The sequence below is a fragment of the Streptomyces sp. NPDC050806 genome, from assembly GCF_055586425.1.
Genome location: NZ_JBVJIF010000004.1, coordinates 562,434 through 577,176 on the forward strand (window position 1 = coordinate 562,434; position 14,743 = coordinate 577,176).

Genomic DNA, 14,743 nt, shown 5'->3' on the forward strand with positions numbered 1-14,743 from the left:
CGGACGCCTCCGGCCCGTACGCGGCCGTACGGACGGGTGGCGCGCGGAGACGCGTGGCGCCCGCCCGCGGTCGTACCGGCCGCTCCCGGGGCATGGTGTCCGGTGATCGGTTTTCCCCGAGCCTCAGGAGCCCGCCGGTGTTCCTCGACATGCCCCTCGAAGACCTGCGCACCTATCGTCCCGCCCGGCCCGAACCGGCCGGCTTCGACGCCTTCTGGCAGCGCACCCTCAAAGAGGCGCGCACGTTCCCCCTCGACGCACGCTTCACCCCCGTCGACGTGGGCCTGGACCTGCTCGACACCTACGACCTGGAGTTCTCCGGGTTCGGCGGGCACCGTGTCCGCGGCTGGTTCCTTGCCCCGAGGGGTGCGGGGCGGCCGCTCCCCTGTGTCGTGCGGTACCTGGGCTACGGGGGCGGGCGCAGCCTGCCGCACGACTGGCTGCTGTGGCCGGCCGCCGGGTACGCCACCCTCGTGATGGACCCCCGGGGCCAGACCGGCCCGAACCGGTCAGGGGACACCCCCGACCCGGTGGGCTCCGACAACCCCTCCGTCGGCGGCATGATGACGCGGGGCGTGCTCGACCCCGACGCGTACTACTTCCGCCGGCTCTACACGGACGCCGTACGGGCCGTGGAGGCCGCGCGCGAACACGCGGCGGTGGACCCGGACCGCATCGTCGTGGAGGGCAACAGCCAGGGCGGCGCGCAGGCGCTCGCGGTGGCCGGGCTGGTGCCGGGGCTCGCCGCCGCGCTGGTGCGGGTACCGTTCATGGCCCACATCCGGCGCGCCGTGGAGGTGGCCGAGACCGGCCCGTACACCGAACTGGCCGCGTACTTCGCCGGGGAGCGGCTGCACATCGACACCGCACTGGACACGCTGGACCACTTCGACGTGCTGAACTTCGCCGCCCGCGCGGAGGCTCCCGCGCTCTTCGGTACGGGCCTGGCCGACACCGTCACGCCGGCGTCCACCGGTTTCGCCGCTTACCACCACTACGCGGGTCCGAAGGACCTCCGGGTGTGGCGGTTCAACGGACACGAGGGCGGCGGGACGCACCATCAGGCGGACGAGATCATGTTCGTACGGGAGCTGTTCGCATGAGGCCGCGTCCGCGGGTCCATGAAGTACCGGTGGACGCCGGGCATCTGAGGGAGGAGTGGCGATGAGCGCGTGGGGAGCGGGACCTCTGGTGGTCGGCGTGGACAGTTCCACGCAGTCGACCAAGGTGCTGGTCGTGGACGCGTCGACGGGTGAGGTCGCGGCACGGGGCCAGGCGCCGCACACCGTCGCCGCCGGCCCCGGCAAGGAGAGCGACCCCGAGGAGTGGTGGGACGCGCTCGGGCAGGCGCTGGGGGCCTGCGGCGACGCGGCACGGCAGGCGTCCGCCGTCTCCGTCGCGGGCCAGCAGCACGGGCTGGTGACGCTGGACGCGGCCGGGCGTCCGGTACGGCCCGCGCTGCTGTGGAACGACGTACGGCCGGCGCCGCAGAGCCGCCGCCTCGTGGAGGAGCTGGGCGGCCCGGACTCCTGGGCGGAGCGGATCGGCAGTCTGCCGGGCCCGTCGTTCACGGTGGCCAAGTGGGCCTGGCTGCGCGACCGGGAGCCGGCGGCGGCGCGGGCCACCGCCGCGGTACGGCTGCCGCACGACTACCTCACCGAGCGGCTGACCGGCGAGGCCGTCACCGACCGCGGGGACGCCTCCGGGACGGGCTGGTGGTCCTCGGCCACCGGGAGCTACGACAAGGAGATCCTGGACCACGTGGGGCTGCGGACGGAGATGCTGCCCCGGGTGGCCCGCCCCGGTGAGGCGGCGGGGACCGTACGGCCCGACTCGTTGCCGCTGCCGCGCGGCGCACTCGTGGCGGCCGGTACGGGCGACAACATGGCGGCGGCGCTCGGCCTCGGGCTGCGCCCCGGACACCCGGTGATCAGCCTCGGCACCTCGGGGACGGTGTACGCGGTGACCGGGCGGCGCCCGGCCGATCCGACCGGCACGGTCGCGGGGTTCGCGGACGCGCGCGGCGACTGGCTGCCGCTCGCCTGCACCCTGAACTGCACGCTCGCGGTGGACCGGATGGCGGCGCTGCTGGGCCGGGACCGGGAGGCCGTGGAGCCGGGCGGCTCGGCGGTGGTGCTGCCGTTCCTCGACGGCGAGCGTACGCCGAACCTCCCGGAGGCGACGGGCCTGCTGCACGGCCTGCGGCACGACACCACGGGCGGGCAGGTGCTGCAGGCGGCGTACGACGGCGCGGTCTTCGCGTTGCTGCGGGCGCTGGACCTGGTGGCGGGACCCGAAACAGCGGCGGACGAGGCGTTGTTGCTGATCGGCGGCGGGGCGCGCGGGCGGGCCTGGCGGGACACCGTACGGCGGCTGTCGGGCCGGTCCGTGGTGGTACCGGCCGAAGGCGAACTGGTGGCGCTGGGCGCGGCGGCACAGGCGGCGGGGCTGCTACTGGGTGAGGATCCGGCGGCGGTGGCACGCCGCTGGGGAACGGGCCGGGGCGAGCGGTTCGAAGCGGTCGAGCGGGACGCGGCGGCGTGGGAGCGGCTGTCGGGGACCCTCACGGCGGCGGGGCCCCTCTTCGGGGTGTGAGGTTCCCCACGCACGAGGGGCGTCGCCGCGGGCGCCGCCCCTCGAAGCCCCGCGGGCGCCGCCCCTCAACGCCCCGCGGGCGCCGCCCTTCGTGCGTACCGTCGTACGCCAGCGCATATGTGCAACCCAACCGGCCCGTGCGCGCCCGGCGATGCAGCTATTCCGGCGAGCCTATCCACTCAATTCCTATTTCATGCCACTCATTTGAGGGATTGTGCAGATAAAATCAGTGCGACTACCTTCTCTGTTCGGCGGATAGCCGATTTCAACTTCTTCCAGAGATGGGTGGGGCAGCTGTGACGGTTCCGGAAGAAACACTCTCCGACACCGCGGGCGAAAGCCAGAATGTGAACCTGACCAGTCTGGCCACGACTGCCGCGCGCAATCTGGCGACCACCACCAAGACCGTGCCACAGATGCAGAACATCACCTCGCGGTGGCTGCTGCGTCTGCTGCCCTGGGTAGAGGTCTCCGGTGGCACGTACCGTGTCAACCGGCGCCTGACCTATGCCATCGGGGACGGGCACATCGAGTTCGCCTCGGAGGGCGGGGACCTGCGCGTCATCCCCGACGAGCTGCGCGAGCTGCCGGCACTGCGGAACTTCACCGACGGCGAGGTGCTCACCGCGCTCGCCGAGCGGTTCGAGCGGCGGCAGTACGCGGCGGGTGATGTGATCGCCGAGGCCGGGGGCCCCGCCGACCGCGTCGTGCTCGTCGCGCACGGCAGGGTCGACCGGATCGGCGCGGGCAAGTACGGCGACGAGACCACGCTCGGCGCGCTGGCCGGCGGCGACCACCTCGGTGACGCGCCCTTGACCGACGCGGACGCGACCTGGCAGTTCACCTACCGCGCGGTGACCCGGGTGACCGTCCTTTCCCTGCCGAGCAGCGCGCTGGCCGAGATCCGGGACCGCTCGGAGGGGCTGCGGGACCACCTCGAAGCGCAGCGATCGGGCGCCCCGGCGCCGCACAACGAGAGCGGCGAGGCGGCCATAAAGATCGCTTCCGGCCACCGCGGCGAGCCGCTCCTGGACAGCACGTTCGTGGACTACGAGCTCAGCCCGCGGGAGTACGAGCTGAGCGTCGCGCAGACCGTGCTGCGCACGCACACCCGCGTCGGGGACCTCTACAACGACCCGATGAACCAGGTCGAGGAGCAGCTGCGGCTGACCATCGAGGCGCTGCGCGAGCGGCAAGAGCACGAGATGATCAACAACAAGGAGTTCGGCCTCCTGCACAACGCCGACCCGCGGCAGCGGATCCCCGCCCGGAGCGGTCCGCCCACCCCGGACGACCTGGACGAACTCCTGTCCACCGTATGGAAGGAGCCGTCCTTCCTGCTGGCGCACCCCAAGGCCATCGCGGCCTTCGGGCGGGAGTGCAGCAAGCGTGGCCTGTACCCGACCGCCGTGGACTTCATGGGCCACTCCCTGCCGTCGTGGCGCGGGGTGCCGATCTTCCCCAGCGGCAAGATCCCGGTCGGCGCCGACAACACCACCTCCTTCATGGTGATGCGCACCGGCGAGGAGCGTCAGGGTGTCGTCGGGCTGCACCAGACCGGAATTCCCGATGAATACCAGCCAAGCCTCTCTGTCCGTTTTATGGGCGTCGACGACAAGGCCGTCATGAACTACCTCGTGAGCGCCTACTACTCCGCGGCCGTCCTGGTCCCGGATGCGCTCGGAATTCTCGACGACGTGTCCATCGGCCACTGAGCGAGTAATTCAGGCCAACGAGGCAGCAATTTCAGCCGCGCGGCCCGTACCGGGGGACGGTACCCCCGCCGAATGCCGACCGCCCCACCGGGCGGCCCTGCGGCTGCACGTTTCACACCGGCACAGGAATAGGTGAGCTTCTCCATGACCACTTCGCTCGACCCGACATCCGGCCTCGACGACTCCCAGAACGGACAGGCCCGGTCGAGCCTCGCCACGGCGGCGGCCCGCAATCTGGCCACCACGACGAAGACCGTGCCGCAGATGCAGGGGATCTCCTCCCGCTGGCTGCTGCGCGTCCTGCCCTGGACGGAGGTCTCCGGTGGTACGTACCGGGTGAACCGGCGGCTCTCCCACACCCTTGGCGACGGCCGGGTGGAGTTCACCAACACCGGCAGCGACGTCAGCGTCATCCCCGTCGAACTGCGGGAACTGGCACCGCTGCGCGGCCTGACCGACCAGGCGGCGCTGGAGGCGTTGGCCGGCCGCTTCGAGCAGCGCGACTTCGCCCCGGGCGACGTGCTCGTCGAGCGCGGCACACCCACGGACCAGGTCGTGCTGATCGCGCACGGCAAGCTGGAGCGCGTGGGCGAGGGGAAGTACGGCGACGACACCGTGCTCGGCGTGCTCGCCGACGGCGACCACACGGGCGCCACGGCGCTGCTCTCCGGGGACGGCACCTGGGAGCACACCGTACGCGCCGTGACCCGGGGTACCGCACTGGTGCTGCCCCGCTCCGCGTACGAGGAGGTGGCGGGGCGGTCCGACGCGCTGCGCAACCACATCGAGCAGTTCCGCGACGCGCTCGTCCCGGCGCAGAACAAGCACGGCGAAGCGGCCATCGAGGTGACGTCCGGCCATGTCGGCGAGCCGCAGCTGCCGGGCACCTTCGCGGACTACGAGCTGTCGCCGCGGGAGTACGAACTCAACGTCGCGCAGACCGTGCTGAAGATCCACAGCCGGGTCGCCGATCTGTACAACGACCCGATGAACCAGCTTGACCAGCAGCTGCGGCTGACGGTCGAGGCGCTGCGCGAGCGGCAAGAGCACGAGATGATCAACAACAAGGAGTTCGGCCTGCTGCACAACGCCGATCTCAAGCAGCGCATCCACACCCGCTCCGGCCCGCCCACCCCGGACGACCTGGACGAGCTGATCTCCCGCCGCCGGAAGACCCAGGTGCTGCTGGCGCATCCGCGCACCATCGCGGCCATCGGCCGGGAGTGGAACGCCCGCGGCATCTACCCCACGGGGGTGGAGTTCGGCGGCCAGGAGGTACGGGCCTGGCGCGGCATTCCGCTGCTGCCCTGCAACAAGATCCCGGTCAACCCCGACCAGACCAGCTCGATCATCGCCATGCGTCTGGGCGCGGAGAACCAGGGCGTGGTGGGTCTGCACCAGACGGGCCTTCCGGACGAGTACCAGCCCGGCCTGTCGGTCCGCTTCATGGGGATCAACGAACAGGCGGTCATCAAGTACTTGGTCAGCGCGTACTTCTCGGCAGCCGTGCTGGTGCCGGACGCGCTGGGCGTCCTTGAGGACGTCGAGATCGGGCACTGAGGGGCCCGCCGGTCCCTGCGGGCTGTGCGGTGCCGCAGCAGGGGCCGGACACCTCCCCGCAGGTGCTCTTCCACCTCCCCGGCGGGAGGCGCTCTTCCGGAGTGCGACGGCGATGGCGCCCACGGCGCCGTCGCCGTACTCCTGTTGCGGCGAAGGCGTGAAAGGAGCCGGGGTGAGGCGGCGCCGGAAGTTTTCGCGCCGTTATTGGTCGAGCCATTGGCGGACCGGGAAGAACCTTGGCAGCGGGCGTGCGGCCCCGCATCATGGCGGGGCCGCATGTCCATGACATCACGCCATGGCGCGTGAGCCATGGCAGGTACGCGAGCTTCCCCCTCCCCCCATGGTCCTCTGGCAGGAGATCGCATGCAGCACGACAGTCCTCAGCCGTCCCGCCGCAGACTGCTCACCGGCGCCGCCGCAGCCGCCGCGGCCGCCGCCCTCCTCCCCCTCGGCACCGGCCAGGCGCACGCCGCCCCCCACCGCGCCGGCGGAGCCCCCCGTGCCGGCTACCCCGACGTGCACTGGACGCCGGCCGCCGCCGCCAACTTCACCGCGGCGAACCGCCCGTCCCAGTACGGCATCGACAGGGTGATCGTCCACGTCACGCAGGAGACGTACGCCGACACCGTGAAGATCTTCCAGAACCCGAAGAAACAGGTCTCCGCGCACTACTGCGTGCGCTCGGCCGACGGGTACATCGGCCAGTTCGTCCGCGAGGACGATGTCGCCTGGCATGCGGGCAACTGGGGTTACAACACCCGCAGCATCGGCATCGAGCACGAGGGCTGGGTGGACCAGCCCAGCTGGTTCACCGAGGCGATGTACCGGCAGTCGGCGCTGCTCACGGCCGCGGTCTGCGTACGGTACGGCATACCCGTCGACCGTCAGCACATCATCGGGCACGTGGAGGTGCCCGGGACCGACCACACGGACCCGGGCCGCTACTGGGACTGGTCGCGCTACATGAGCCTGGTGAAGGCGTCCCTCCGGTAGCCGGTGCCCACGCCCCCGGGCATCACCCGCCGGCCGCGCGGAGGAAGCGCTCCAGCCCCGCGAGGTCATCGGTGTTGAGGTGGTCCACGCCCGCCGCCAGCAGTTCCCGCCACACCGCGGCGCGTTCGGGGCCCGGTGCGTCGGGCGTGGCCCAGAAGCGCAGCCGCCGCCCTTCCCCATGGGCGGCGGCCACGATCCGGCGCAGTTCGGCGCGCTCGGCCGCGGGCATCGGCCCGGCGCCCGTCCAGTGGAACCGCTCGGACCAGTTCGCGGAGACCAGCGGGATGAAGGTGGCGGGTGCCGCGGTCCCCAGGTCGGTGAGCCGGCCGTCGTAGAAGGCGCGGCGCACCCGCTCCGCCGCCATCGGCCCGCGGGCCCCGCGGTCGCCCGAGACCACGGCGGTGACGGCACGCGTACGGACCCGGCCCGCCGCGCAGACGGTGAGCATCGGCGCGTACGGCCGCAGGCGGCGGGCCAGCTCCTGATAGGCCGGCGCGCCCGCCGTCTTGAGGTCGACGAGGAGCTGCAGGGACAGCGGATGGTCCTTGAAGACCGTGCCGCCGTTGGCCGCGACCAGCGACCGCAGCGGATCGAGGTACAGCGCTTCCAGGGTGCGCCGCGGGTCCAGCTCCGCCTCCTCGTGAGCGACCAGCAGGCGGCCGTCCACGAGCCAGACATCCACCTCCACGCTGCCGAAGCCGTGGTCCAGCGCGTCGCGGAGCGGGCGGTCGTGCACGTAGTCGTTGTGGGCGTGCGCCCGGCGCAGCGGTGCCGGGCCGCGCTCCGCCGTCCGGTGCGGGCCCGTGCCGCGAGCGGCGGCCGGCGGCACCACCCCCGCCAGCAGAGCGGCGCATATCGACGCCACGGCGCTTCTGCGCGTGAACGGGCCGACGCCGGTGTACGAACGACTGCGGAGGGACGGTTTTCTCGGAATGGAGTGATTCATGACATCTCCGGGATTCCCGATGGCTTCGGTCGGTGGTGTACTTCGTTGGCCCAAAGGACAGTTGGCGTGACAACTGGGGTGATCGTGAAGCAGCGATTCGGTCGTGTTCGCGCGGTTCTGACGGTTCTGGTGGCGGCCGGTGCACTGGCCGGCGGAGGTGTGGCGGGCGGCGGGAGCGCCGCCGCCTCGGTGGACGTGCTCCGGACGGGCCGGGCGGCCCCGGCGGCGTCCGGGGTGACGTACCGGCAGTTCTCGATGGCGGTGCCGCGCGGCACCGTGCGGGGACATCTGGTGACGGTGGATCTGACCAGACCGGGCGTGTCGGTCGGTCTGCTGGACGCGGGGGCTGTCGGGGCACGGCAGGCGGTGTCCGCGATGGCCGGGACGCGGGGCGCGGTGGCCGGGGTGAACGGTGACTTCTTCAACATAACGGAGACTCAGCACCCGGGCGTCGAGCCGACGGGAGCCGCCGTCGGGCCCGCGATCTCCGAGGGACGACCGCTGAAGTCGGCGGTGCCGGACGGGCAAAGGTTCGGGCCCGCGCTGCCGCCCGGCACGACGACCGAGGACGTGCTCACGGTGGGCGCCGACCGGCGGGCCCGGCTGGACCGACTGTCCCTGCGGGGCTCGGTGACCACGCCGGGCGGAACGGTTCCGCTGCGTGGCCTGAACCTGTACGCGCTGCCGGTCGGCGGCATCGGCGCGTACACGTCGCAGTGGGGCACCACGTCACGGGTCCGCGCCACGTGCGGTACGGACACCGACCGGGCGGCGCCGTGCAGTACGGACACCGCTGAGGTCACGGTGCGCCGCGGCCGGGTCGAGCAGATCGCGGACACACCGGGGCGCGGCGGGGTGGCCGAGGGCACGACTGTCCTGGTCGGCCGCGAGGAAGGGGCTCAGCAACTGCGGAAGCTGTCGGTGGGCGAGCGGGTACGGATCACCGAACGGCTGGTGGGGCAGCGGCCGGCGGCGTTGCGGTTCGCGGTGGGCGGCTTCCCGGTCGTGCGGGACGGCGCCCCGCTCCCCGGCCTCGACACCGTCGCGTCGGCGGTCCGGACCGCGGCGGGCATCGGCCCGGGCGGGCATGTGCTGTACCTGCTCGCGCTGGACGGCACGAAGGGGAACGCCGGTCTGACGATCGGTGAACTCGCCGGGCTGATGCAGCGGATCGGCGCCCGGGACGCGATGAACCTGGACGGCGGCGGCTCCACGACACTGGTCCTGCGCGAGCCGGGGAGCGCCACGGCGACCGTGCGCAACAACCCCTCGGGCGGCGCGGAACGCCCGGTGCCGAACGGGATCGGGGTGTTCGCGCGGCAGCACTGACCGCGCCCGCCCGCACCCGTACGCATGCGGCCCTGAGGGGTGCTCCTCTCAGGGCCGTACGCTGCTGACCAGGTCGGCGGCGCCGGACAGGCCGTTGCTGATGTCGGGGGCGATGCTGCTGCCGGCCAGGAAGAAGCCGAGGAGCATGCACACGATGGCGTGCGAGACCTTGAGCTGGCCGCTGCGCAGGAAGACGACGGCGAGCACCACAAGCAGCACGACGACTGAGATCGAAATGGCCATGGCGAACCTCCCTCGGTGGCCCGAACGGGCCATCATCGGCGCCAGTTTGGCGTATTTCGTGCCCTTCACCCGGCCGTCGGGCGTCCGCCGAACGGGTGATCACTGCGGGTCACCGGACAGCGGCGGCGTCGCCCGGCAGCGCCTCCCAGCGGACCGTGCGGTCACACCACCGTTCCAGCAGCACCCGGTCGTGGCCGACGGCGAGCAGGCCGGCGCCGGTCATCCGCCGGTACTCCTCCACCACCGCGACCAGCGCGGCCGTGGTGGAGGCGTCCAGCATCGCGGTCATCTCGTCGCAGATCAGCCAGCGCGGCCGGAGGATCAGGGCGCGGGCGAGGCAGGCGCGTTGCAGCTGGCCGTCGCTGACCTCGTGCGGGCGGCGGCCGAGGAGTTCGGGGCTCAGGCCCACGCGCGGCACCAGCTCGGCGAGCCGCTCGGCCGCCTCGCCGCGGAGGCCGACCGCGCGCAGCGGCTCGGCGATCAGGTCGGCGAGGCGCAGCCGGGGGTCGGCGGCGAGGCGGGGCTGCTGGAAGACGACGCCGAAGGCGGTGCGGAGGGCGCGCGGTGCGCGGTGCCGCCAGCCGGGCGCGGCCTGCCCGTCCACCACGACGCTGCCCCGCTCCGGCCGGTGCAGCAGGGCCGCGACCCTGGCGAGCGTGGACTTGCCGCAGCCGCTGGGGCCGAGCAGCCCGACCGCCTCGCCCGGGGCGACGCGCAGGGAGACGTCACGGACGACGGGGCTGCCGCGGTCGTAGCCGGCGGTGATGTCCGTCAGTTCAAGCATCGGCGGGCTCCTGCGCGCGGTCCCGCGCATCCGTCGGTACGTGGTGGCAGGCGACGCCGTCGACCGGCTCGGGGACGGTCTCGCAGGCTGCTGTGGCGTGCGGGCAGCGGGCGGCGAACGCGCAGCCGTCCGGGAGCGCGCCGAGCTCGGGCGGCTGCCCGGGGATGGGCGTGAAGGCGCGTTCGGGGAGGGCGTCGAGCAGCCCGTGCGCGTACGGATGCCGGGGGCCGGGGGCGCCGAAGAACTCCTTCGCGTTGCCGAGTTCGACGATCCGGCCGGCGTACATGACGGCGACCCGGTCGGCGATCCGTTCGGCCGCCGCGAGGTCGTGCGTGATCATCAGCAGCGCGCGTCCGTCCGCGGCGTGCCGGCGCAGCTCGTCCACCGTACGGTCGACCAGGTCGCGGTCCAGCCCGGTGGTCGGCTCGTCAGCGATCAGCAGTGGCGCCTCGCCGACCAGTGCGAGCGCGGTGGCGGCGCGCTGCGCGAGGCCCCCGGAGAGCTGGTGCGGATACCGGTCGAGGTGGTCGGCGGGGAAGGCCGCGCGCTCGGCTGCCCCCTCTGCAGCCGAGCGCAGTTCATGGCGGGGGACGTCCGTCAGCTCGCGGACGGTCTCCTCCAATTGGGCCCGTACGGTGCGTACGGGCGTGAGGTGCGCGGCCGGGCTCTGCGGCACCAGGCCCACCCGCCGGCCGCGCACGCTCCGGGCGAGTGCACGCTCGCCGGCGGTCAGCAGGTCGATGGCGGGTTCCTGGGCGGCGTCGGCCAGCAGGGCGGAGCCGGCGGTCCGCGCGTTGCCCGGCAGCAGGCCGAGCAGCGCGGAGGCCAGCACGGACTTGCCGCAGCCGCTCTCGCCGACCAGGGCCAGGCACTCGCCGGGCGCGAGGTCGAAGGAGGCGTCGGTGACGGCGGCGATGTGCCGGCCGCCGCGCATCCGGAAGCGTACGGAGAGCCCCCGTACGGACAGCACGGACCGGGGTGGCGCGTCTGCGGTGGTCACAGCATCAGCTCCGATCGGCGGCGCGGATCGATCCGTTCCCGCCAGGCGCCCGCGAGGCCGGCGACGGCGAGGGTGGGGACGATGATGAACAGGCCGGGGAAGAGCGTGGGCCACCAGTCGCCCGCCAGCAGGGAGCTGCGCGCCGAGTTGACCATGATGCCCAGGCTCGCCTCGTGGGCCGGCAGGCCGAGCCCCAGGAAGGACAGCGCGGACTCGTGCCAGATGGCGTGCGGCACCATCAGGACGGCGGCCAGCCCGGCCCGCGGCAGCACGCCGGGGAGAAGGTGGCGTACGGCCACCCGCCACCGTGAGGCGCCGCCGGAGACCGCGGCGTCCACGAACGGCCGGCCGCGCAGCGACAGCACCTCGGCCCGCACGATGCGCGCGGTGGACAGCCAGTGGGTGAGCCCGACGGAGATGATCACCGGCCAGACGCCGGGCCGGAACATCGCCACGATGAAGATGCCCAGCAGCAGGTGCGGGACGGACGAGAAGAGGTCGACGACCCGCATCACGGCCCGGTCCGCCCAGCCGCCGAGCGCGCCCGCCAGCGCGCCGACCGCGGTGCCGATGACGGTGGCGGTGAGTGCGGCGACCACGCCGACCAGGAGGGAGACGCGCAGCCCGTAGACGCAGCGCAGCAGCAGGTCCCGGCCGACCTCATCGGTGCCGAAGGGGTGCGCGAGGGAGGGCGGTTGCAGCTTGGCGGCGAGGTCGACGGCCTGCGCGTCCACGGGGACGAGCGGCGGCACGAGCAGTACGGCGAGCAGTACGGCGGCCATGAGGACGGCCGAGGTGACCAGCCTCAGGGTGCGGTTGCTCCGGTCCCGGCCGGTACCGGGCCGCGCGGGGTGCCAGGTGAGCTCAGCCATCGAACGCCACCCTCGGGTCGGCGAGACCGTACAGCAGGTCCGAAAGCAGATTCCCGATCAGCACCGCGGCCGTGGCCAGCACGGTCAGCGCGGCGAGCAGCGGGAAGTCGACGCTGGTGGCGGCCTGGACGGTGGCCGCGGCGATGCCCGGCCAGCTGAAGACGGTCTCCACCAGCAGCGCGCCGGTGATCAGTTCGGGCACCCGGGAGCCGATCAGGGTGAGCACCGGCAGCAGCCCGCTGCGCAGCGCGTGCTGCAACAGGACGGTGCGCTCGCGCAGGCCCCGGGAGCGCGCGCCGCGCACCGGATCCTCGGCGAGCGCGTCGCCGACCCCTTGGCGCACGTACAGCACGAACCACGGAAGCTGTGAGACGGCCAGCACGAGGGCGGGCAGGACCACATGACGGGCGACCTGGCCGGCGGTGGCGATGGCGCTCCCGGTGTCGGTGAGGCCACCGGCCGGCAGCACACCGAGCTTGAGCGCGAACAGCCAGACGGCCAGCAGGCCGAGCCAGAAGGGCGGCGCGGCCTCCAGCGCGTACGCGGCGCCGCTCACCGTACGGTCGAACATGCCGCCGCGCCATCGGGCGGCGAGTACGCCCAGTACGGTGCCGAGCAGGACGGCGACCACGAAGGCGAGCGCGCACAACAGCACGGACCAGCCGAGACGTTCGCCGATGACCTGGGAGACCGGGGCGCGCAGCGAAGCGGAGTCGCCGAGGTCGCCGGTGAGGGCGCCGGTCAGCCAGTCCCACCAGCGGGTGAGGAGCGGCTGGTCGACGCCGAGGTTGTGGCGGATCTGGTCGAGGTTCTCCTGGGACGCGGTCAGGCCCGCGGCCCCGGCGTACGCCTTGACCGGGTCGAACGGCGAGGCCGCCGCGACGGCGAACACCCCGAAGGTGACGGCGAGGAGGACCGGGACGGCGAGCAGCGCCCGCCGGCCGGTCATCCGTGCCATCGGCCCCCAGGGCAGGGACTTCAGGGCTCTCACTTCTTGGGCTGCCAGTCCTCGACGTTCCACCAGGGCCCGGAGGCCAGACCGTGGTCGTGCGGCTCGATCTGGGTGGACAGCCCCTGCTCGCCCGGGACCTGCCACTTGTCACCGACGACGTAGAGGTGGTCGATGTGGGTGAGGAAGATGTACGCCGGGTCCTTCTGCAGCTCGCGCTGGACGGTGTCGTACCCGGCCTCGCGGCGGTCGTGGTCGTCGGTGCGGCGGGCGTCGACGAGCGCCCGGTCGACCTTGTCGTTCTTGTACCGGGACATGTTGTTGAAGCCGTCGCCCGCGAGCGAGGAGTGCAGCAGCAGGTACTGGTCGAAGTCGGGGTCGGCGGGGCTGCCGCCGCCCGCGAGCACCGCGTCGTGCTTCATGCGCGGCTCGATGACCTCCCACGTGCCGGACTCGACCTTGGCCTCGATGCCGGCCTTCTTGGCGTCGGAGGCGAAGGCGAGCGCGTGCTCCTGGCGGAGCTTGTCGCCGGAGAGGTACCAGAGGGTGAAGGAGGCGCGCTGCTTCCCCTTCTCGCGGATGCCGTCCGGGCCCTTCTTCCAGCCCGCTTCGTCGAGGATGCGCTCGGCCTGCTTCAGGTCGTGGGCGCGCTCGGTGCCCTTGGTGAACCAGGGGCTGTCGGTGGGCACGGGCCCGTAGGCGGGCTTGCCCGCGCCGTTGAGGATGCCCTTGACCATGGCGTCGCGGTCCACGGCGAGGTCCAGGGCGCGGCGGACGGCCTTGGCGCCGGTGACCGGGTTCGCGCTGGGCAGCGTGACGTTGCGGTAGTCGAAGGTCTTCGCCGTGTACGTCTTCTGATCCTGCGCGGACTTGAAGGCGGCGGCGAGGTTGGGCGGCAGGATGGCGCCGTCGAGGTCGCCGGAGCGCAGCCGGGTGGCACGCACGTCGTCGTCCTTGATGATCGCCATGGTGAACTTCTTCACCTTCGGCGCGCCGCCCCAGTAGTGGGGGTTGGCCTTGAAGGCGAGCTTCTCGCCCTTGGACCAGCGGGTGAGGACGTACGGGCCGGTGCCGACCGGGTGGGTGGTGAAGGACCCGTTGTTCACGTCCTGCTTGCCGGCGATGTGCTGCGGCGCGATGGGCAGGACGGTGCGCTCGGCGAACGGCGCGTAGGGGTACTTGAGGTGGAAGACGACGGTGTGGTCGTCCTTCTTCGTGACGCTCTTGATCGCGTCGAGCTCGGCCTTGGAGGCGTTGTTGGTCTTCGCGTCGAGGATGGTCCGGTAGGTGAAGACCACGTCGTCGGCGGTGAAGGGCTTGCCGTCACTGAACTCCACGCCCTTGCGCAGGGTGTAGGTGTAGGTGCGGCCGTCGTCCGTGACCTCGGGGAGCTTCGCGGCGAGCGCCGGCTTGAGCTTCATGTCCGCGTCGTGGGTGAGCAGTCCGTCGAAGATCTTGGAGTTGCCGTCCTTGCCGTAGCCGAGCAGCGGGCTCAGGCTGTCCGGCTCGTACGCGATGCCGACCACGGCCGAGTCCTTCGCGCCCACGGCACCCTTGCCGTCGGACGGCGTGGAGCAGGCGGCGGCGCCGAGGGCCAGCGTCGTCGCCAGGGCCGCTGCCGACACGCCTCGTATGGACCGCGCTGACATGCACCACTCTCCTCTTGCCTCATGCCGTCTCATGCTGTCGCAAAGCTTTTGCGAACGGATTGCAATTAAACAACATGTAAGAGAGTGCTGTGAGACGTGGTCCTTACC

General features: G+C 72.4%; 13 protein-coding genes. 6 read left to right on the forward strand and 7 right to left on the reverse strand.

Translation table 11 applies throughout. The features are described from left to right. Positions 1-137: 137 nt before the first annotated feature. The 5 genes from ACZ6WH_RS15265 (at position 138) to ACZ6WH_RS15285 (ending at position 6,863) form a co-directional block, all read left to right on the forward strand. Positions 138-1,103, forward strand: a complete 966-nt coding sequence (locus tag ACZ6WH_RS15265) for an acetylxylan esterase (RefSeq protein ID WP_469728718.1) — start codon at positions 138-140, stop codon at positions 1,101-1,103. Positions 1,104-1,164: 61 nt separating this feature from the next. Further along, entirely contained in the window at positions 1,165-2,595 is a 1,431-nt protein-coding gene (gene xylB, locus ACZ6WH_RS15270) for a xylulokinase (RefSeq protein ID WP_469728719.1), read from the forward strand. Positions 2,596-2,876: 281 nt separating this feature from the next. Beyond that, complete coding sequence (locus tag ACZ6WH_RS15275; RefSeq protein WP_469728721.1) at positions 2,877-4,310, forward strand: family 2B encapsulin nanocompartment shell protein; 1,434 nt, start codon at positions 2,877-2,879, stop codon at positions 4,308-4,310. Positions 4,311-4,454: 144 nt separating this feature from the next. After that, entirely contained in the window at positions 4,455-5,870 is a 1,416-nt protein-coding gene (locus ACZ6WH_RS15280) for a family 2B encapsulin nanocompartment shell protein (protein ID WP_469728723.1), read from the forward strand. A 363-nt stretch (positions 5,871-6,233) separates the two neighbouring features. Beyond that, positions 6,234-6,863 carry an N-acetylmuramoyl-L-alanine amidase gene (locus tag ACZ6WH_RS15285; RefSeq protein ID WP_469728725.1) on the forward strand — a complete coding sequence of 210 codons (630 nt, stop codon included), beginning with the start codon at positions 6,234-6,236 and terminating at the stop codon, positions 6,861-6,863. Between the two features lie 22 nt (positions 6,864-6,885). Here ACZ6WH_RS15285 and ACZ6WH_RS15290 read toward each other — a convergent pair whose 3' ends face one another. Continuing rightward, positions 6,886-7,728 carry a phosphatidylinositol-specific phospholipase C/glycerophosphodiester phosphodiesterase family protein gene (locus ACZ6WH_RS15290; RefSeq protein ID WP_469728726.1) on the reverse strand — a complete coding sequence of 281 codons (843 nt, stop codon included), beginning with the start codon at positions 7,726-7,728 and terminating at the stop codon, positions 6,886-6,888. Between the two features lie 147 nt (positions 7,729-7,875). Between ACZ6WH_RS15290 and ACZ6WH_RS15295 the strand changes: the two genes are divergently transcribed. Further along, complete coding sequence (locus tag ACZ6WH_RS15295) at positions 7,876-9,138, forward strand: phosphodiester glycosidase family protein (RefSeq protein ID WP_469728727.1); 1,263 nt, start codon at positions 7,876-7,878, stop codon at positions 9,136-9,138. A 48-nt stretch (positions 9,139-9,186) separates the two neighbouring features. Here the strand turns inward: ACZ6WH_RS15295 and ACZ6WH_RS15300 are convergent, their stop codons facing one another. The 6 genes from ACZ6WH_RS15300 to ACZ6WH_RS15325 form a co-directional block, all read right to left on the reverse strand. After that, positions 9,187-9,381: a hypothetical protein gene (locus ACZ6WH_RS15300; RefSeq protein ID WP_361561410.1), complete on the reverse strand. Its 195-nt coding sequence runs from the start codon at positions 9,379-9,381 to the stop codon at positions 9,187-9,189. Positions 9,382-9,490: 109 nt separating this feature from the next. After that, on the reverse strand, positions 9,491-10,165 hold the full coding sequence (locus tag ACZ6WH_RS15305; protein ID WP_469728729.1) for an ABC transporter ATP-binding protein: 675 nt from the start codon (positions 10,163-10,165) through the stop codon (positions 9,491-9,493). Then, complete coding sequence (locus ACZ6WH_RS15310) at positions 10,158-11,099, reverse strand: ABC transporter ATP-binding protein (RefSeq protein ID WP_469728967.1); 942 nt, start codon at positions 11,097-11,099, stop codon at positions 10,158-10,160. Before ACZ6WH_RS15310 ends, ACZ6WH_RS15305 begins: the two co-directional genes overlap by 8 nt. A 62-nt stretch (positions 11,100-11,161) precedes the next feature. Next, positions 11,162-12,037, reverse strand: a complete 876-nt coding sequence (locus ACZ6WH_RS15315; RefSeq protein ID WP_361561407.1) for an ABC transporter permease — start codon at positions 12,035-12,037, stop codon at positions 11,162-11,164. Beyond that, on the reverse strand, positions 12,030-12,986 hold the full coding sequence (locus ACZ6WH_RS15320; RefSeq protein WP_469728969.1) for an ABC transporter permease: 957 nt from the start codon (positions 12,984-12,986) through the stop codon (positions 12,030-12,032). Before ACZ6WH_RS15320 ends, ACZ6WH_RS15315 begins: the two co-directional genes overlap by 8 nt. A gap of 38 nt (positions 12,987-13,024) precedes the next feature. Then, complete coding sequence (locus tag ACZ6WH_RS15325) at positions 13,025-14,635, reverse strand: ABC transporter substrate-binding protein (protein ID WP_469728731.1); 1,611 nt, start codon at positions 14,633-14,635, stop codon at positions 13,025-13,027. Positions 14,636-14,743 lie beyond the last annotated feature (108 nt).